This is a genomic window from Neptuniibacter sp. PT8_73, from assembly GCF_047778045.1.
In the GTDB taxonomy this organism is placed as follows: domain Bacteria; phylum Pseudomonadota; class Gammaproteobacteria; order Pseudomonadales; family Balneatricaceae; genus Neptuniibacter.
On sequence record NZ_CP180545.1, the window covers coordinates 1466731 to 1487039 of the forward strand.

Sequence of the window (20309 nt, forward strand, 5' to 3'; positions counted from 1 at the left end):
TATAATAGTGCACCAAAATGAAGCGCAGCTTTAGGTTGTGGTTCTAATATGGTGCACAAAAAGAAACGGGAGACACCAAGTGGAAAACGTCAACAGCGCAGTTGAGACGCTTATTCAGAGTTCTAATACTCTATTCATTCTGATGGGGGCGATCATGGTCTTTGCCATGCATGCCGGCTTTGCTTTTCTTGAAGTTGGTACGGTTCGCCACAAAAACCAAGTGAATGCGTTAGTTAAAATTCTGACCGATTTTGGTTTTTCTGCCATGGCTTACTTCTTTGTAGGTTATTGGGTTGCTTACGGCGTCACTTTCTTCTCTCCTGCTGCTGAATTGGCTGCAAATAACGGTTATGAGCTAGTTAAGTTCTTCTTCTTAATGACGTTTGCGGCTGCAATTCCTGCGATCGTATCGGGTGGTATTGCTGAGCGTGCTAAGTTCTGGCCGTTCTTGATTGCCTCATCTCTTATTGTGGCGTTTGTATATCCGTTCTTCGAAGGCATTATCTGGAATGGTAACTTTGGTTTTCAGGATTGGTTAGAAGCTAATTTTGGTGCTGCATTCCATGATTTTGCAGGTTCTGTTGTAGTGCACGGTGTCGGTGGCTGGTTGGCGCTAGTTGCTGTGATCATGCTGGGTATTCGAAATGGTCGCTATAAAGGTGGTCGTCTTGTTGCTTTCCCGCCATCTAATATTCCTTTCTTGGCGTTAGGTGCTTGGATTCTATGTATTGGTTGGTTCGGCTTTAACGTAATGTCTGCTCAGACTATGGATGGTATCTCTGGTTTAGTGGCCGTTAATACGCTAATGGCGATGGTTGGCGGTATTATTACTGCGCTGATTTTTGGTAAAAATGACCCTGGCTTTATCCATAATGGTCCTTTGGCTGGTTTGGTTGCTGTATGTGCTGGTTCTGACGTAATGCACCCTATGGGTTCTTTGGTTGTAGGTGCTGTTGCCGGTGCAATTTTTGTCTTCTTGTTCACAATTCAGCAGAACAAATGGAAGATCGATGATGTGTTGGGTGTATGGCCGCTACATGGTGTTTGTGGTGTTTGGGGTGCTATTGCTTGCGGTATTTTCGGTACTGAAGCGCTTGGCGGTCTAGGTGGTGTTAGCCTTATGTCACAATTAATCGGTTCGCTAGCGGGTATTGCCGTGGCAGTCATTGGTGGTGTAATTGTTTACGGTGGTGTGCGTGCAGTTTCTGGTCTGCGTTTGACTCAAGAGGAAGAGTATAACGGTGCTGACCTATCTATCCATAAGATTGAATCTACTAGTGATAACTAATCTGTCGCTTTAGATCTATTGAAAAAGCCGGGCATTGCCCGGCTTTTTTGTTGGTGTGATTAGTTAAATATCGCTTGCCTGAATTTTTGTAGCCTAGAAAAAATAAAATCAGAACGTTCTTTTTTTCCTTTCTCTGTGTAGTACTGCATATCTATTACTCCTGATTCGGTTCTTTTTAGCATTCGTGCTTGCTGACTTAAGCCGTCGTAGCCCCAGTCTGTTGCGGGTACTTCATCTAAAATTACGTAACTGGTAGGTGTTAGAGGCCCGATTTCGTTATCCAAAAGTTGATTGAATGCTCTGAGTGCATCGGACTTTTCCTTGTCGGTATTGGTGCCTTTGCTGATTTTGGCATTCACATAGGCAGATACCGAATTAGTGGCTAATTTATTGCCGATAAACCAATGCTCTTTATCTATTTTTGTAATACTTACGGCGGTCAATTCTGCTTTTTTATGAAGAATTTTAGCCATGATATTTGTTGTACCTTCGACTAGGTTTTTGATCTGTAATTGGGTTAAGTCGCTGGATACATGTATTGATATGTAAGGCATAACGCTCTCCTTGTCTGTTTAAATCCAGCTTACGCGCTCATTTATATTATTAATAACGATTAATATCGTTTATATTGATCAGTAAATACGATTAATCAGAGGTGGGCATGGCGCAGCCTAATATAAGCACTGAACTGTTGAGAACTTTCCTTGCGGTAGTTGAAAGGGATGGTTTTATTCGAGCGGCAGAGTCTCTGCATAAGACGCAATCCACAGTAAGTCAGCAGATTAAAAAACTAGAGCTGGAGTTGGGTGTTGTTCTGTTTCGCCCTAACGGCCGTAAGCGGCTACTGACGAATGAAGGGGAGATGTTGGTTGGTTACGCAAGGAAAATGCTGGCGCTGCAGGATGATGCAATCGCGAGCTTGGCGAGTAGTGGTGAGCTAGGGGAGATAAAGGTGGGTGTCTCTCAAGGTGTTGCGGAAACTGTATTGCCTGAGCTCTTGGCTGGGTTTGCTCGGAAGAATCCCGCGGTAAGGCTGTTTGTAGAGACGGGTTATAGCGATGAATTGGAGTTAGGGTACGAGCGGGGAGATTATGATCTTATTGTCACGTTATCGTTGAATAGCTCAGGCAGGGGGGAGGTTTTAGGCGGTGAGCCGTTAGCGTGGATTGGTCCTGAGGGCTTTTCTTGGTCGTTGGATAGGGAGTTACCTATGGCGTCATATTCCAAGGCTTGCCAGTTTAGGCGGGTTTCTATTGAATCTCTAGATCAATCAGGCATTCCATGGCGGCTGGTTTATACCTCATCAAGCTATCAAGGGCTTATGGCGGCAGTTAAGTGTGGTTTGGGTGTTACTGTTAGGCCGAGGAGTGCCGTTCTGCCAGGGGTTGAATTGATAGGAGAGCGACTTGGTTTGCCTGAGTTACCAATGATTTATACATCGTTGCGTTATAGGCGGGATATCAATGTTGCGAATGAGTTAGCGGAAACGTTTAGATTAGCGTCGCTTGGGGTTCGGTAAATTGAGTTATATAGATAATAAAAAAGCCGCATAAAGCGGCTTTTTTGGTAATTGGTGCGTCTTACTTAGGGTATGAGCGCTGAGTCGGACCAGTGTAAAGCTGGCGTGGACGACCAATTTTGTTAGGGCTGCTGTGGAACTCGCTCCAGTGGGAGATCCAGCCGATTGTACGAGACAATGCAAAGATCACGGTAAACATGTTGGTTGGGATACCAATTGCTTTCAGGATGATGCCGGAGTAGAAGTCTACGTTCGGGTATAGTTTACGTGCAGCAAAATATTCGTCTTCGATAGCGATTGTTTCTAGGCGTTTCGCGATCTTAAGAAGAGGATCATTTTCCAAACCAAGTTCAGCTAGTACTTCGTCACAAGACTTCTTCATTACGCGTGCGCGTGGGTCGAAGTTGCGATATACGCGGTGACCGAAGCCCATTAGGCGGAATGGGTCGTTTGGATCTTTTGCTTTAGCAACGAATTCATCAATGCGTGACTCATCGCCGATCTCTTCAAGCATGTTTAGTACAGCTTCGTTAGCACCACCGTGAGCTGGGCCCCAAAGTGCAGCGATACCAGAAGCGATACATGCGAATGGGTTAGCGCCAGAAGAGCCCGCAAGACGTACTGTAGAAGTAGAAGCGTTCTGTTCGTGGTCAGCGTGAAGTACGAAGATGCGGTCCATTGCTTTCTCAAGTACAGGGTTAACCTGGTACTCTTCGCAAGGTGTACCGAACATCATCTGCAGGAAATTGCCTGCATAGCTCAGATCGTTACGCGGGTACATAAACGGCTGGCCGTTTGAGTACTTGAAGCACATCGCTGCGATAGTAGGCATTTTCGCGATTAGGCGGTATGCGCAAACTTCACGGTGATGTTCGTTATCGATGTCTAGAGAGTCATGGTAGAACGAAGAAAGAGCACCAACCACGCCGCACATGATCGCCATTGGGTGAGCGTCACGACGGAAGCCGTTATAGAAGTGGTTTAGTTGCTCATGAACCATAGTGTGGTTCTTCACGGTATCTACGAATTTAGCCTTTTGCTCTGCGCTAGGCAGTTCGCCGTTCAATAGTAGGTAGCACACTTCCATGTAGTCTGATTTTTCTGCTAGCTCGTCGATTGGGTAACCGCCGTGCAGTAGCACGCCTTTGCCGCCATCGATGAAAGTGATGCTAGAGTCACACGCAGCTGTGGAAACAAAACCAGGATCGTACGTGAACAGGCCTTTGCCAGTCAGTGGGCGCACATCAATTACGTCTGGACCTAGAGTGCCTGAATACACTGGAAGCTCAATAGCTTCTTCCAGACCGTCGACTGTTAAACGTGCTTTCTTATCAGCCATTAAAAGGCTCCTATCATTATGTTTTAGTTCTGTTTTGACTTTCTTATTAGTCAGATCTAAGAGTCTTGGCCCGATAAATTGGACCCACACAATATAGAGACTGAAAAAAGTTTGTCAATCCGACTAAATGGGTTAGTTACCGCATCGCAGCAAAAACGGATGAATTTTTATCAGGAATGGTACTAAGGCTGAATAGTCATTTGGTTGTACGACTTTTGATATGCCGTAAAGTCCTAGACAAAAGGCGAACTACGCTGTGTTTGCGTTGTATTGTCAAGGTGAAATGCTTATACTCTCGCCCCGAAGTTTATCCCTAGTTTATGTCCTATTATATTAGTTCATATATTATGGATATGCTTGAGGAGCGAGGTACTTATCTTCAACACTTCCGAGCAACCGAGCCCTGCAAAGGGGCCGTAAAAAGTGTGAACAAGAGCCGTGAATAAGAAAAGACCTGTAAATTTAGATCTTCAAACTATCAAAATGCCGCTACCGGCGATTACATCCATCCTGCATCGTGTGACAGGCGTGGCGCTATTCTTTGGTGCTGTGTTTGCAATGTATGCTTTGGGTTTGTCTCTGGAATCAGAAGCGGGCTTCAATGAAGCTGTTGATATGTTTGAGAATGGCTTCTTCGCGAAGCTTATAGCGTGGGGAAGCGTATCAGCATTGCTATACCACTTCTTCGCGGGCATCAAACACCTGGTAATGGATTTTGGCCACTGTGAAGAACTTGAAAGTGGTCAAATGGCAGCGAAAGTGACCTTGGGTCTAGCTGTTGCAGCAATCCTCATTTCGGGAGTATGGATATGGTAACTAGTATTACTAGCTTTGGCCGTAGTGGCCTATATGACTGGATGATTCAGCGTGTAAGCGCGGTAATCCTAGCTGTATACACAATCTTTATGATTGGTTATCTAGCATTTGGCGCAGAACTAACTTACGAAATGTGGGTTGGTTTGTTCGAAGGAACAGCAATGCGCATCTTTACAATGCTAGCGCTACTATCCTTTGCTGCACACGTATGGATTGGTATGTGGTCTGTTTCTACTGACTATATTAAGCCAACTGGTTTGCGTTTCGTGTTTCAATCTGCATGTGGTCTCCTGACGTTTATCTACGTTGTGTGGGGCATTCAGATTTTGTGGGGTGTTTAAAAGATGTCTAAACTACGTACGCTTACTTTCGACGCGATTGTTGTCGGTGGCGGTGGTGCAGGCATGCGTGCTGCACTTCAGCTTGCACAAAGCGGTCTAAACACTGCTTGTGTAACAAAAGTATTCCCAACTCGATCTCACACAGTATCCGCTCAAGGCGGTATTACTTGTGCGATCGCAAGTGCTGATCCAAACGACGACTGGCGTTGGCACATGTACGATACCGTTAAAGGTTCTGATTACATCGGTGACCAAGACGCTATCGAATACATGTGTTCTGTAGGTCCTCAGGCGGTATTCGAACTAGACCATATGGGTCTTCCGTTCTCCCGTACTGAAACAGGCCGTATCTACCAGCGTCCTTTCGGTGGTCAGTCTAAGAATTTTGGTGAAGGTGGTCAGGCTGCGCGTACATGTGCTGCGGCAGACCGTACTGGTCACGCACTGCTTCACGCTCTATATCAGGGCAACATGAAAGCAGGTACTACCTTCCTTAATGAGTGGTACGCAGTAGACCTAGTTAAGAATGACGATGGCGCAGTTGTTGGCTGTATCGCTATCTGCATCGAAACAGGTGAGACTGTATACATCAAGGCTAAAGCGACTGTTCTTGCAACAGGCGGTGCTGGCCGTATCTACTCTTCTACTACTAACGCTCTTATCAATACTGGTGACGGTATGGGTATGTCTCTGCGTGCAGGTGTTCCGGCGCAGGATATGGAGATGTGGCAGTTCCACCCAACCGGTATTGCAGGTGCAGGTGTACTTGTAACTGAAGGTTGTCGTGGTGAAGGTGGTTACCTAATCAACAAAGACGGCGAGCGCTTCATGGAGCGTTACGCGCCAAACGCTAAAGACCTTGCAGGTCGTGACGTTGTGGCACGTTCTATGATCCTTGAGATCCTAGAGGGCCGTGGTTGTGGTGAAGATGGCGATCACGTTTACTTGAAGATGGATCACTTGGGTGAAGAGGTTCTTCATTCACGCCTACCTGGTATCTGTGAGCTGTCTAAGACGTTCGCGGCAACTGACCCAGTTGTTAAGCCGATTCCAGTTGTTCCAACTTGTCACTACCAGATGGGTGGTGTTGCAACTAACATCGGTGGTCAGGCTATCGCACCAGATAAAGACGGTAACGATTCTATCGTTGACGGTCTATATGCTTGTGGTGAAGTTGCATGTGTATCTGTACATGGTGCTAACCGTCTAGGTGGTAACTCACTTCTTGACCTTGTTGTATTTGGTCGTGCTGCTGGTATGCAGATTGAACAGCAGATGCGTGAAGGTTACGAAGTTAAAGATGCAACTGAAGCTAACATTGAAACTGCAATGGAGCGTCTAAACCGTTTAAACAACTCTACTGGCGGTGAAAGCGTTTCTGAAGTTCGTAAAGAACTACAGAGCACAATGCAGCTGTACTTCGGTGTATTCCGTGACGGCGAAAGCATGCAGACAGGTCTTGAATTGCTTAAAGGCATTCGCGAGAAGATCAATAACCTGCATCTTGAAGATAAGAGTCAGGCATTCAACACTGCACGTATCGAAGCGCTTGAGCTTGAAAACTTGTTCGAAGTTGCTGAAGCAACTGCTATCGCAGCTGAGGTTCGTAAAGAGTCTCGTGGTGCGCATGCTCGTAATGACTTTACTGAGCGTGATGATGAGAACTGGTTGTGCCACTCTGTTTACTACCCTGAAGACAAAACTATCGGTAAGCGTGCTGTAAACTTCGCACCTAAAACCGTAGATGCCTTCCCACCTAAAGTTCGTACTTACTAAGGAGCTTCTATCATGTTGGTTAGTGTATATCGCTACAATCCTGAAACTGACGATGCTCCTTACATGCAGGATATCCATATTGATATCCCTGGTGGTAAGGACATCATGGTGTTGGATCTGCTTCAGCTTCTTAAGGACAAAGATCCGTCTATGGCGTATCGTCGTTCTTGCCGTGAAGGTGTATGTGGTTCAGACGGTATGAACATGAATGGCCTTAACGGTCTTGCATGTATTACTCCGTTATCTGCTGTAGTTAAAGACGATAAGCTTGTACTGCGTCCACTACCAGGTCTACCGGTTATCCGTGACCTTGTTGTAGATATGACTCAGTTCTACAAAGCTTACGAGAAGATCAAGCCATTCTTGATCAACGATACTCCGCCGCCTGCGATCGAGCGTCTGCAGTCTCCGGAAGATCGTGCTGAGTTGGATGGTCTGTATGAGTGTATTCTTTGTGCATGCTGCTCAACTTCTTGTCCGTCTTTCTGGTGGAACCCAGACAAGTTCATCGGTCCTTCTGGTCTGCTTCAAGCGTACCGCTTCTTGGCAGACAGTCGTGATACGGCGACTCGTGAGCGTCTGGCAGATTTGGATGACCCATTCAGTGTCTTCCGCTGCCATGGCATCATGAACTGCGTTAACGTTTGCCCTAAAGGATTGAATCCTACTAAGGCGATCGGCAAGATTCGCAACATGCTGCTAGCGCAAGCAACCTGATCTACCCTAAAAAGCGGTGCCATTGGCACCGCTTTTTTGTGTTTGAAAAAGAAAAAAGAATTTTTTGTAAAAAAATTACCATATTCGCATAAAGAATGATTAAAGCTTGCTTCCAAAAGCTTTAATATAAGAATCCCGAGACAGTTAAAGCTGTTTGATCGGGGGATTGAAGGTAACTCAAAGAGGAGCGATATCTATCGGAAGATCCCGATAGAATCAAAAAGCTCCCAGAGCCAGGGTGATCAAGAATGCAAGAAAGCATCATGGATCTCATGTGGAAGAATGCCCACCTTTATGGTGGCAACCTTTCATACGTTGAAGAACTGTACGAAACTTACCTGATGGATCCAAATGCGGTTCCTCAGGAATGGCGAGAAGAATTCGACCGACTACCTAAAGTTGGCGAAAATCTGACACAGGATGTGCCGCATTCTGCTATCAGAGAACATTTTCTCTATCTATCTAAAAACCAAAAACGCGCTGCGCCAACTGCTGTAAGTTCGGTTAGTTCCGAACATGAGAAAAAGCAGGTTCGTGTATTGCGTATGATCAACGCTTACCGTGTACGTGGTCATCAGGTTGCCAACATCGATCCATTAGGTTTGATGCAACGTGAAGATGTGCCGGATCTTGATCTACGTTTCCATGAGCTGTCTGAAGCTGATTACGATACCGTATTCCAGCTAGGTTCTCTGTTCTTCGGTCCTGAAGAAGCTCCGCTGCGTGATATCGTTGCTGATCTGAAGAAAACGTATTGTACAACGGTTGGTGCAGAGTACATGCACATCGTTGATACACAAGAAAAACGTTGGATTCAGTCTCGTTTAGAGCCTGTTCGCTCCCATCCAGAAGCTGAAGTTAACAAGAAGAAGATGATTCTTGAGCGCCTAACAGCTGCTGAAGGTCTAGAGAAATACTTGGGCTCTCGTTATGCCGGTGCTAAGCGCTTCGGTTTGGAAGGCGGCGAGTCAATGATCGTATCCCTGAATACGCTAATTCAGCGTGCTGGTAAGCAGGGTGCGAAAGAAGTTGTAATTGGTATGGCACACCGTGGTCGTCTAAATACGCTTGTTAATATCTTTGGTAAAAATCCAGCAGAGCTATTCGATGAATTCGAGGGTAAGAAAACTCTTGATACATCCGGTGATGTTAAATACCACCAAGGTTTCTCATCTAACGTAGAAACTGAAGGCGGTGAAGTTCATATCGCTATGGCATTTAACCCATCTCACCTTGAAATTGCCGCACCTGTAGTTGAAGGTTCAGTACGTGCGCGTCAGGATCGTCGTGAAGATGCTATTGGTGATTCTGTTGTTCCTGTAAATATTCACGGCGACCAAGCTTTCTGTGGTCAGGGTGTAGTAATGGAGACATTCCAGATGTCTCAGACCCGTGCATATAAAACAGGCGGCACAATCCACATTGTAGTTAACAACCAAGTTGGTTTTACAACGTCTAAGCAAGAAGACTCACGTTCTACTGAGTACTCTACTGATGTTGCGAAAATGATTCAGGCGCCTATCTTCCACGTAAATGGCGATGACCCTGAAGCAGTTCGTTTTGTTACGCAATTGGCTGTTGATTACCGTAACGAATTTAAGAAAGACGTTGTAATTGACTTGTTCTGTTACCGTCGCCGCGGTCACAACGAAGCTGATGAGCCATCTGGTACGCAGCCGTTGATGTACGCGCAGATCAAAAAGCAGAAAACTACGCGTGAACTTTATGCTCAGCAGTTGATTTCTGAAGGTGTTGTTACACTTGAAGAAAGCAAGGCGATGGAGAAAGAGTACCGTAAACTGCTAGAGAATGGTGAACATGTTGTTAAGTCACTTGTACATGAGCCAAACTCTGAGCTGTTCGTAGATTGGAAGCCTTACCTAGGTCATGAGTGGTCATTTGACTGCCCAGAAACCAAAGTTGATCTTAAGTTGCTACAAGAGCTAGGTAATAAAATTTGTGAGACGCCTGAAGGTTTCTCTGTTCAGCGCCAAGTTCAAAAAATCATTGATGACCGTAAGCGTATGGCTCACGGCGCAATGGAATTGAACTGGGGTATGGCTGAGTCTCTTGCTTACGCGTCAATCCTAGCTGAAGGTCACCCTGTACGTATTACGGGTCAGGATGTAGGGCGTGGTACGTTCTCTCACCGCCATGCAGTACTACATGATCAGAAGACAGCTGACACTTACTTGCCACTAGATAATCTTTCTGATGAGCAGCCACGTCTAACATTGCATGACTCTTTCCTTTCGGAAGAAGCGGTACTTGCGTTTGAGTACGGTTATGCGACTACAATGCCAAATGCGCTAGTTATTTGGGAAGCTCAGTTCGGTGATTTTGCCAACGGTGCGCAAGTAGTAATTGACCAGTTCATCACCTCTGGTGAGCATAAATGGCAGCGTCTATGTGGCCTGACAATGTTGTTGCCTCACGGCTTTGAAGGTCAGGGCCCTGAGCACTCTTCAGCACGTCTAGAGCGTTATCTACAGTTGTGTGCAGAGCACAACATTCAGGTTGTTACACCAACTACGCCAGCACAGATTTTCCACTTGCTGCGTCGTCAGGTTGTACGCCCGCTACGTAAACCTCTAGTTGTAATGTCTCCGAAGAGCTTGTTGCGTCACAAGCAAGCGATTTCTACTCTAGAAGATCTAGCGGAAGGTTCATTCCAGCCAGTTATTGGTGAAGTGGATCAGTTAGAGCCTAAGAAAGTGAAACGTCTTGTTCTGTGTGGTGGTAAGGTTTACTACGACCTATACAACCGCCGTGCTGAGTTGGAAAAAGATGATGTGGCTATTGTTCGTATCGAGCAGTTATATCCATTCCCAGAAGCACAATTGGCAGAAGCAATCTCTGAGTATACAAACTTAGAATCTGTAGTTTGGTGTCAAGAAGAACCAATGAACCAAGGCGCATGGTACTCAATGCAGCACCATATGCGTCACGTTCTACAAAAACATGACAGCAAGTTACATTTGGAAGGGGTAGCCCGTCCAGCATCTGCGGCTCCAGCAGTAGGGTACATTTCTGTACACGCTGAGCAGCAGGAAAAACTAGTTAATGATGCACTTAACGGTTGATCAGGCGATTAACCACAATTACTAATCGCCTGACGGTGATAACGATAAAGGAAAAAACATGTCCATCGAAATCAAAGCGCCGACGTTCCCAGAATCTGTAGCAGACGGCACAATCGCAACTTGGCACAAACAGCCAGGTGAAGCATGCTCAGCTGACGAGCTTATTGTTGATATCGAAACTGATAAAGTTGTACTAGAAGTTGTAGCACCAGAAGACGGTGTTATTGCTGAAGTACTAAAAGGCGAAGGCGACACAGTTCTAAGTGATGAAGTGATCGCTAAGTTTGAAGCGGGTGCTGCAGGTTCTGCTGCACCAGCTGCTGCCGAAGAAGCTGCGGCACCTGCAGGTGATGCTGACAAAGTTGGCCCTGCTGCACGTAAGCTGATCGACGAAAACGGCCTAGATGCATCTCAAATTACTGGTACTGGCAAAAATGGCGGTATCACTAAAGAAGACGTTCAGAACTTCATCAAAAACGGTGCGCAAGCGCCTGCAGCAGCACCTGCTCCTGCGGCAACTGCTGCTCCAGCACAAGCTGCAGCACCAGTTAACGTTCCAGCAGGTGAGCGTGTAGAGAAACGAGTTCCAATGACTCGTCTACGTGCAACAATTGCTAAGCGTCTAGTTGAAGCTCAGCAAAATGCTGCAATGCTTACTACTTACAATGAAGTAAACATGAAGCCGGTTATGGAACTGCGTAAGCAGTACAAAGACCTGTTCGAGAAAACTCACAACGGTACTCGTCTTGGTTTCATGTCTTTCTTCGTTAAAGCTGCAACTGAAGCACTGAAGAAATTCCCAGCGGTTAACGCGTCTATCGACGGTAATGACATGGTTTACCATGGCTACCAAGATATCGGTGTAGCTGTTTCTACTGACCGTGGTTTGATGGTACCAGTGCTACGCGATACTGACGTTATGAGCCTAGCGGACGTTGAGTCTACTATCGCTGATTTCGGTAAGCGTGGTCGTGAAGGCAAACTTGGTATGGACGACATGCAGGGCGGTACATTCACAATCACTAACGGTGGTGTATTCGGTTCTTTGATGTCTACTCCAATCTTGAACCCACCACAAACTGCTATCCTGGGTATGCATAAAATTCAGGAACGTCCAATGGCTGTAAACGGCCAAGTTGAGATCCTGCCAATGATGTACCTCGCTCTGTCATACGATCACCGTATGATTGATGGTAAGGAAGCTGTACAATTCCTAGTGACAATTAAGGACCTTCTAGAAGATCCTGCACGTATGCTACTAGAGGTTTAAGGTTAGTCCTGATAAGAACAGAGTGAAGATAGGATAAAACATGTCTGATAAATTTGACGTTATTGTTGTAGGTGCGGGTCCTGGCGGTTATGTAGCTGCGATCCGTGCAGCACAGCTTGGTCTGAAAACTGCGTGTGTTGAAAAGTGGGTTGATGATAAAGGAGCTGCAGTTCTAGGTGGTACATGCCTAAACGTAGGTTGTATTCCTTCAAAAGCTCTATTGGAATCTACACACCAGTTCCACAATGCTCAGCATGCTGACGTGCACGGCATCCAAACGGGTGGCGATGTCACTATGGATGTTAAAGCGATGGTTGCTCGTAAAGACAAGATCGTAGGCAACCTAACTGGCGGTATTGCGGGTCTGTTTAAAGCAAACGGTGTAACTTTGCTTCAGGGTATGGGCAAATTGCACGGTGGTAAGAAAGTTGAAGTGACAGCAGCTGATGGTTCTTCTACTACTTACGATGCTGAGAACGTGATTCTAGCGTCTGGTTCTGTACCGGTTGAAATCCCACCTGCACCGCTTACTGAAGGTTTGATCCTTGATAATGCGGGCGCACTAGATATCGATGAAACGCCTAAACGTTTGGGTGTTATCGGTGCCGGTGTTATCGGTTTGGAAATGGGCTCAGTTTGGGCGCGTTTAGGTACAGAAGTTACTGTACTTGAAGCAATGGACGATTTCCTTGCGCTAGCAGATAAAGATGTAGCTAAAGAAGCTGCAAAACTGTTCAAGAAACAGAAGCTAGACATCAAGCTTGGTGCTCGTTGCACAGGCACTGAAATCATCGACGGCAAAGAAGTGAAAGTTAAATACACTGATGCCAACGGTGAGCAGGAAATGGTTGTTGATAAGTTGATCGTTGCTGTAGGCCGTAAGCCACAGACTCAAGGTCTACTTGCTGATGACTCTGGTGTTTCTCTAGATGAGCGTGGTTTCATCTTCGTAGACGAGAAATGTCAGACTGGTGTTCCAGGTGTATATGCGATCGGTGATTCCGTTCGTGGCCCTATGCTTGCGCATAAGGCTTCTGAAGAAGGCATCATGGTTGCTGACATCATTGCAGGTCACCATGCACAGCTTAACTATGACGTTATTCCAAACATCATCTACACGCATCCTGAACTAGCTTGGGTTGGTAAAACTGAGCAAGAGCTTAAGGCTGAAGGCGTTAAAGTTAAAGTGGGTAAATTCCCATTTGCTGCTTCCGGTCGTGCAATGGCTGCTAACGATACCGAAGGTTTCGTTAAGATGATCGCTTGCGAAGAAACTGATCGTATTCTGGGTGTTCACATGGTGGGTGGCATTGCTTCCGAGCTTATCGGTCAAGCTGCTATCGCTATGGAATTCTGCTCAAGTGCAGAAGACCTTCAGATGACAGTATTTGCCCATCCGACTGTAAGTGAGGCTGTACATGAAGCAGCACTAGCAGTTGATGGACACGCGATTCATATGGCGAATCGTAAAAAACGCTAAGTAATTAGCACAGAGAGATCCGGCTTACTCTTACAAGGAGTAAGCCGTATATAAAACTTGTTGCTAGAACCAACAGGGCTGTTACAGGGGCGTATTTAGATCCCTGATACAGAAAAAATCATATAGTGATAACACAACGGGTTAGAGCATGAATCTTCATGAGTACCAGGGTAAACAGCTGTTTGCCGAATATGGTCTGCCGGTATCCAAAGGATACGCAGTAGATACTCCAGAAGCAGCGGCTGAAGCTGCTGAAAAAATTGGTGGTGATAAGTGGGTTGTTAAAACTCAGGTTCACGCTGGCGGCCGTGGTAAGGCTGGCGGTGTTAAGTTGGTTGACTCTCCTGCAGAAGCGCAAGAGTTCGCAGCTAACTGGCTGGGCAAAAACCTAGTTACATTCCAGACTGACGAAAATGGTCAGCCTGTTTCTAAAATTTTGGTTGAAGACTGCACAGATATCGCAAACGAGCTATATCTTGGTGCTGTTGTAGACCGTTCTACTCGCCGTATCGTTTTCATGGCATCTACTGAAGGTGGTGTTGAAATCGAGACAGTTGCAGAAGAAACTCCAGAAAAGATTCTTAAAGCTGAAGTTGATCCGCTAACGGGTGCTCAGCCTTACCAGGGTCGCGATCTTGCGTTCAAACTGGGCCTAGAAGGCGACCAGATTAAGCAGTTCGTTAAAATCTTCTTGGGTCTGGCTCAGATGTTCCAAGAGAAAGATCTGGCTCTTCTAGAGATTAACCCTCTAGTTATTACTGATGAAGGTAACTTGCACTGCCTAGACGCTAAAGTAGCGATCGATGGCAACGCTGTTTACCGTCACAAAGATCTTCAAGCTATGCACGATCCATCTCAGGAAGATGAGCGTGAAGCGCATGCTGCTGAGTGGGATCTAAACTACGTTGCTCTAGATGGTACTATCGGCTGCATGGTTAACGGTGCAGGCCTTGCGATGGGTACTATGGACATCGTTGCTCTACACGGTGGTTTCCCAGCTAACTTCCTTGACGTTGGTGGCGGCGCGACTAAAGAGCGTGTTACTGAAGCGTTCAAACTGATCCTAGCTGACGAAAAAGTTAAGACTGTATTGGTTAACATCTTCGGCGGTATCGTGCGTTGTGACCTAATTGCCGAAGGTATCATCGGCGCAGTTAAAGAAGTAGGTGTAAACGTACCAGTTGTTGTACGTCTGGAAGGTAACAATGCTGATCTAGGTTCTAAGCTTCTTGCTGAATCTGGTCTAGACATCATCGCAGCTACTAGCTTGACTGATGCAGCTCAGCAAGCAGTAAACGCAGCGGAGGGTAAATAATGTCCGTTTTGATTAATAAAGACACCAAAGTAATCTGCCAAGGTTTCACTGGTGGTCAAGGTACCTTCCACTCTGAGCAAGCTATCGCGTACGGTACGCAAATGGTTGGCGGTGTAACTCCAGGTAAAGGTGGTACAACTCACCTAGGTCTACCTGTATTCAACACTGTTGCAGAAGCTGTAGAAGCAACTGGCGCAGATGCATCTGTTATCTACGTTCCAGCTCCATTCTGTAAAGATTCTATCCTAGAAGCTGCAAACGGTGGCGTTAAGCTAATCGTTTGTATCACTGAGCACATCCCAGTTATGGATATGCTAGAGTGTAAAGTTAAGTGTGACGAGCTAGGTGTACGCCTAATCGGCCCTAACTGCCCAGGTGTTATCACTCCAGGCGAATGTAAGATTGGTATTATGCCAGGTCACATTCACCTACCAGGTAAAGTAGGTATTGTTTCCCGTTCTGGTACTCTGACTTATGAAGCTGTTAAGCAGACTACTGATGCTGGTTTCGGTCAGTCTACTTGTGTAGGTATCGGTGGTGATCCAATCCCTGGTTCTAACTTCATTGATATTCTGGAAATGTTCCAGAACGATCCACAGACTGAAGCGATTGTAATGATCGGTGAGATCGGTGGTACTGCAGAAGAAGAAGCGGCTGCTTACATCAAAGCAAACGTTACTAAGCCTGTTGTTTCTTACATTGCTGGTGTTACTGCGCCTGCTGGTAAGCGTATGGGTCACGCTGGTGCGATCATCTCTGGCGGTAAAGGTACTGCTGATGAGAAATTCGCAGCACTTGAAGATGCAGGCGTTAAGACTGTACGTTCTCTTGCTCAGATCGGCGATGCACTAAAAGAAGTTACTGGCTGGTAAGCTAGAACATCTCTAAAAAAGGCAGCTTAAGCTGCCTTTTTTATTGCCCGAATAAATAGGTGTTGAAACATCAGTAGTTTAATGTGATTGTTAAATAATATTTTTTTAAGTGCAGATCGTTTATGAAAAACCTTATCGTTATAGGTGTTGCTTCAGTTGTTGGTTTAGCAGTTGTCGGTGGTGCCGGTTTCTTTGGTTATAAGATGTATTCAGAATTAGCTGAATATAAAGCCTTAGGATCGATTAAGGATATGAGAACGTTCAGCAAAGAGAATTTCGATCTCAAAAAAGAAAATAAAGTTCTGATTCAAAAAACCGAGGATATGCAACGGCAGTTTGTTATTCATCGTAAGGTGATTGTGGATCAAGCTGTTAAAAGGTCAGAAAGAAAAGTAGCAACCTCTATTGCTTCTTTTACTCCTGTCTCTGGTTCTTATGTGCTTGCTGCTATGTCTACGCAAGAGCAGTTAGAACTTTGTCAAGGTGTACAGGCCTTATTAAAGCTAGAGGCTAAGCTGTTTGAAACCTCAGATCCTTCTGTGGTTATGCAGCAAGATAAGATATGTGGGACATATATTGAACGGAAATTAACGCCTTTATTTAAATACCAGATGCTCCGCGTTCGAGCTTCGATGACCGGTTCCTTAGGCCATTTAAGAGCTGATGCTGAAGGTAAGTTCGAGAAAGCGCGTAAGCTGCTTGAAAAATGGGAAGTGCCAGTAGAGCGTGAATTAGATTCCTATACGCGCTTTGATCGCTAGCGCCACTTCTATCATTCTTATTAAATTCTTTATAGTCCTATCCTCTTCGCAGCTGAGTATTTCTATTTAGCTGCTACAATTTTATTTACTCTTCATAGTATTATGCGTTTTAATAATAACCATATTAAATAAGTGGTTAATGGGTTGAGGGCGATAATCTTTGAGTAGTAATAAGATTGCAATGAATGCCTTGGCCGAGCGTATGCCCGGTGCCTTTTATCGACGCTCACTTCAGGGCGATCGTTCTTTATTGTTAATTACATCGGGTTGCAAACTACTAACAGGCTATTCCGTTGAGGAATGGTTGGATGGTGAGATTAGTTTTAAGCAGCTGATTGATTCAGAATGCCATGCTCATTATCGCGATGTGGTTGATCGTGCTCTAGTTGAAGGGAAGCCTTACAGCGTTGAATACAAAATTACGCAGAAGTGCGGTGTTGTTCTCTGGGTATGGGAGCAAGGGCATGGTGTGACTGAAAATGGTAGCCTTGCTGCTATAGAGGGATACATTACTGATATCACAGCACAGAAAGCACATGAAGCTGGTCTACAGGAAGAGCTTAGTGCAAAGCAACAGCTGTTAGAAGAATACAAGGGTGTTGTTGATTGCAGTGCCATCGTTTCCAAGACTGATCCTAATGGTGTTATTACTTACGTTAATGATCACTTTTGCAAAGTTTCGGGTTATAGCTCCGATGAGTTAGTTGGCTCTACCCATGCGATCGTCCGTCACCCGCAAACTCGGCCAGATATATTTAAAGACCTATGGGAGACCATTCTTTCTGGTAATACTTGGAAAGGGACTCTCAGAAATAGGGCGAAGAATGGTCAGGATTATTATGTGAATTCGGCTATCTCGCCCATTATGGATTCCGAGGGCAATATCATCGAATTCATATCAGTTCGTTTTGATGTGACATCTTTGATTGAGAAAGAGAAGCGAATCAGACGTCAGATTACTGACCAGCTCACAGGTTTACCAAATAGGCAGAGTCTTTTAGAGGATTTGGGGTCTGTAGAATCAGGTTCTTTAGCCATACTCAACATTAACGATTTTAAGCTGGTTAATGAATACTATGGCTTTGCGGTGGGTGACCAGTTGCTACGAGATATGGCCCTATTGCTTTCAGAGGTTGCTAAGCAATACGACCTAAACCTCTATCGTCTTTCTGGCGACGAGTTTGCGATTTTCTGCAAAGATCATGTGCGTGATATTGGCTTTGATACTTTGTGCGACTTTATCGTCGCGCGTGTCTCTGAAAAAGTTATCACGATAATCGGAATTGAGTTCGCTTTGGCAGTAACGATTGGTGCTTCTAGTGGTTGTGCTAAAGATCTACTATTGCACGCGGATATAGCCCTTCATAGTGCCAAAGAGCAGCACTTGTCTGTACAAATCTACGATATCTATTCACCTTTAAAGCGCCAAATTGATAACAATATCACTTGGCTTAAAAGAATTCGTGAAGCTATTCATGAGGAAAGAATTGAGGTATTTGCTCAACCTATATTAGATGTAAATTCTACTGAGATTAACCGCTATGAATGTCTAATGAGGTTAAGAGAAGGCGAGAACTACATATCTCCTTATCTATTCCTGCAGGCAGCTAAGCATGGTCGGCTATATGGTGATTTGACCCGGATTGTTTTTTCTAAAGCTTGTGAGTTTTTTTCTGAGCGTAATGATTGCTTTTCTATCAATATCACGGCTTCCGATATTTTAAATCCAAACACATCGAACTACATAATCAGAACGATCAAACGTTATGGGGTTGGGAGTCGTCTTGTGTTTGAATTGGTCGAAAGTGAAGGAATTGAGGATTCCGAGCTAATTATTCAATTCTTTGATCAAGTTAAAGCAATGGGTTGTAGTTTAGCGATTGATGACTTTGGCACGGGTTATTCCAATTTCGAATACCTTCTAAAGCTTGATATTGATTATATAAAGATTGATGGCTCTTTGATTCGTTACATCGATAAGGATGACAACGCGCGCCTTGTAGCTGAAACGGTTGTGGATTTTGCGAGGCGTTTGAATGTAAAAACAGTCGCAGAGTTTGTTCATAATCGTGAAGTAGAGCAATGTGCACGTGAAATCGGTGTCGATTTTCTTCAGGGTTTCCTGTTAGGTGAGCCTACCCCATTAGACTCTCTCTAAACTTCGTCTTCTGGTCTATTTATTGCTTTTCTATGCGAGGGCGACAGATTAATAGCATCTGTCGCTTATAAAGCTATAAAGGCTGGGAAGTATTTGATCTCTTTTTGCCGTGACGTTCTATTTTAGTGCGAGCTGCACCTAATTGGTGGTATCTGTCTGTACCTATAGAATTTGAGGTGAAAAAAATACTCTTGGCTGTAGTATAAGGTTTTCTATCTTGCTGGCAGTGTTGATTATTTTTAGTCCAGTTTTGATAGGAAAACGTGTATTTAGTTTTAGGTATTAGTGATGTGTATAAATGCCTTTGAGTACCACAAAATCTTACAGAGTAGTTCATTATGAGTCTTAAGCTTTTTCCATACTTCCAACCTATCGTTGAAACCGCAACTGGTCGCATAGCTGGGTACGAAGCACTGGCAAGGATGAAAGATGAGAACGGTGATACGGTTTCTGCGGGTAGAATTTTTTCAGATAAGGACCTCTCTGTTAAAGAGCGTATTGAGCTTGATCGAGATGTAAGGCTTCAGGCGTTACAGCAGATCCAAGCGCTGCCTGAAGATACTTTTATTAGTATCAATATATCCCCTGAGTGGCTGCAATATCTTGAGTCTATGGATAATATTCCTACCTTAGAAATGATTAAGCAACTCGCAGTTGATCCATCCAAAGTTGTTATAGAGATAACTGAGCTTGATGGCGACTTGGATGTAATCCAAAAGCTAGTTGAGCGATATCGAGAAGAGGGCTTCTGTATTGCAATCGATGACTTCGGTACAGGGTTTTCACAGCTAGATCGAATTGCATTGCTAAAGCCAGACATCATTAAGTTAGATATGACGCTGCTAAAAAAGGGAGCGAATGATAGTCGTCGTTCTTCGATGGTGCAGATGTTAGGAGAGCTTGCGTCTAAATTGGGCAGTAAGGTACTGTGTGAAGGCGTAGAGTCTGACGAAGAGTATTATCTAGCGCTGAGCTGTAATGCGGTTTATGTGCAGGGTTTCCTATTCTCTGAGGCTAGAGCAGAAATGTTGGCGCCTGAATCCACTGCTAAGCAGGTTAAGAACCTTTTAAGCCACTATCGTGATATGGCCATTAATGCTACATCTCGTAGTCACTGGCGCGCCGAAAAGGTAAAAGCAGAGTTACTCTCTCTAAGAGAGGTTTTAAAAGCCGCAACTAGTGATGAGGATCTGCAGCATTTCGTTGCGACTGAGCATCTAATGCGTTTCTATATTTGTGATCGTTTAGGTAATCAGATCTCTCCAAACTATGAGAACAGCGATAAAGGCTGGATCCTTAATGAAAAGCATAGAGGATTTAACTGGAGTTGGAGGCCTTATTTCTTTGAGCTTCTAGGGGCTGCTGATACGAAAAGTCGTTTGGTCTTCTCAGAGCCCTACCAAGATATTCATACGGGGCAGCGGGCGCAAACAGCTGTATTATTTATCGATGATTCCCGTATCCTGCTCGCGGATTTGTTGGATGAAGGGCAGGAGAGTGATTTGTTTAATGGATTTAGCGCAATGCCAGCAAGCTGGATTCCTGAGATAGGCTAATTGAGTTGTTATTATAAG

At 45.0% G+C, this 20309-nt stretch carries 16 protein-coding genes; 14 read left to right on the forward strand and 2 right to left on the reverse strand.

Going from position 1 to position 20309, the window contains the following annotated elements:
* The first annotated feature begins 79 nt into the window (after positions 1 to 79).
* Entirely contained in the window at positions 80 to 1288 is a 1209-nt protein-coding gene (locus ACMXYN_RS06510) for an ammonium transporter (RefSeq protein ID WP_415884179.1), read from the forward strand.
* Positions 1289 to 1347: 59 nt separating this feature from the next.
* Here the strand turns inward: ACMXYN_RS06510 and ACMXYN_RS06515 are convergent, their stop codons facing one another.
* Positions 1348 to 1842, reverse strand: a complete 495-nt coding sequence (locus ACMXYN_RS06515) for a tautomerase family protein (protein WP_415894024.1) — start codon at positions 1840 to 1842, stop codon at positions 1348 to 1350.
* Positions 1843 to 1949: 107 nt separating this feature from the next.
* Here ACMXYN_RS06515 and ACMXYN_RS06520 point away from each other — a divergent pair, with 107 nt between their 5' ends.
* A complete protein-coding gene (locus ACMXYN_RS06520) occupies positions 1950 to 2807 on the forward strand; it encodes a LysR substrate-binding domain-containing protein (protein ID WP_415894025.1) in 858 nt (285 codons plus the stop codon).
* 61 nt (positions 2808 to 2868) lie between these two features.
* On the opposite strand, the gene gltA is transcribed toward ACMXYN_RS06520, so the two are convergent.
* Complete coding sequence (gene gltA / locus ACMXYN_RS06525) at positions 2869 to 4146, reverse strand: citrate synthase (protein ID WP_415894026.1); 1278 nt, start codon at positions 4144 to 4146, stop codon at positions 2869 to 2871.
* A gap of 438 nt (positions 4147 to 4584) precedes the next feature.
* Here gltA and sdhC point away from each other — a divergent pair, with 438 nt between their 5' ends.
* The 12 genes from sdhC (at position 4585) to ACMXYN_RS06585 (ending at position 20291) form a co-directional block, all read left to right on the forward strand.
* A complete protein-coding gene (gene sdhC / locus ACMXYN_RS06530) occupies positions 4585 to 4962 on the forward strand; it encodes a succinate dehydrogenase, cytochrome b556 subunit (protein WP_415884183.1) in 378 nt (125 codons plus the stop codon).
* The gene (gene sdhD / locus ACMXYN_RS06535) at positions 4956 to 5303 is read left to right on the forward strand and encodes a succinate dehydrogenase, hydrophobic membrane anchor protein (protein ID WP_415884184.1); all 348 of its coding nucleotides are present in this window, start codon (positions 4956 to 4958) and stop codon (positions 5301 to 5303) included. Before sdhC ends, sdhD begins: the two co-directional genes overlap by 7 nt.
* Before the next feature lie 3 nt (positions 5304 to 5306).
* Positions 5307 to 7079 (forward strand): succinate dehydrogenase flavoprotein subunit, encoded by a 1773-nt coding sequence (gene sdhA / locus ACMXYN_RS06540; RefSeq protein ID WP_415894027.1) that lies wholly within the window; start codon positions 5307 to 5309, stop codon positions 7077 to 7079.
* Between the two features lie 12 nt (positions 7080 to 7091).
* Positions 7092 to 7796, forward strand: coding sequence for a succinate dehydrogenase iron-sulfur subunit (locus tag ACMXYN_RS06545; protein WP_415884187.1), 705 nt, complete (start codon positions 7092 to 7094; stop codon positions 7794 to 7796).
* 248 nt (positions 7797 to 8044) lie between these two features.
* A complete protein-coding gene (locus tag ACMXYN_RS06550) occupies positions 8045 to 10879 on the forward strand; it encodes a 2-oxoglutarate dehydrogenase E1 component (RefSeq protein WP_415894028.1) in 2835 nt (944 codons plus the stop codon).
* A 58-nt stretch (positions 10880 to 10937) separates the two neighbouring features.
* Complete coding sequence (gene odhB / locus ACMXYN_RS06555) at positions 10938 to 12149, forward strand: 2-oxoglutarate dehydrogenase complex dihydrolipoyllysine-residue succinyltransferase (protein ID WP_415894029.1); 1212 nt, start codon at positions 10938 to 10940, stop codon at positions 12147 to 12149.
* Positions 12150 to 12189: 40 nt separating this feature from the next.
* On the forward strand, positions 12190 to 13629 hold the full coding sequence (gene lpdA, locus ACMXYN_RS06560) for a dihydrolipoyl dehydrogenase (RefSeq protein ID WP_415884191.1): 1440 nt from the start codon (positions 12190 to 12192) through the stop codon (positions 13627 to 13629).
* A 148-nt stretch (positions 13630 to 13777) separates the two neighbouring features.
* Positions 13778 to 14944, forward strand: coding sequence for an ADP-forming succinate--CoA ligase subunit beta (gene sucC, locus ACMXYN_RS06565; protein WP_415884192.1), 1167 nt, complete (start codon positions 13778 to 13780; stop codon positions 14942 to 14944).
* Positions 14944 to 15816 carry a succinate--CoA ligase subunit alpha gene (gene sucD, locus ACMXYN_RS06570; protein WP_415884193.1) on the forward strand — a complete coding sequence of 291 codons (873 nt, stop codon included), beginning with the start codon at positions 14944 to 14946 and terminating at the stop codon, positions 15814 to 15816. Before sucC ends, sucD begins: the two co-directional genes overlap by 1 nt.
* A gap of 122 nt (positions 15817 to 15938) precedes the next feature.
* Positions 15939 to 16577 (forward strand): hypothetical protein, encoded by a 639-nt coding sequence (locus ACMXYN_RS06575; protein ID WP_415894030.1) that lies wholly within the window; start codon positions 15939 to 15941, stop codon positions 16575 to 16577.
* Positions 16578 to 16737: 160 nt separating this feature from the next.
* The gene (locus ACMXYN_RS06580) at positions 16738 to 18735 is read left to right on the forward strand and encodes an EAL domain-containing protein (protein ID WP_415894031.1); all 1998 of its coding nucleotides are present in this window, start codon (positions 16738 to 16740) and stop codon (positions 18733 to 18735) included.
* Between the two features lie 338 nt (positions 18736 to 19073).
* A complete protein-coding gene (locus ACMXYN_RS06585; RefSeq protein WP_415894032.1) occupies positions 19074 to 20291 on the forward strand; it encodes an EAL domain-containing protein in 1218 nt (405 codons plus the stop codon).
* The last annotated feature ends 18 nt before the right edge of the window (positions 20292 to 20309 follow it).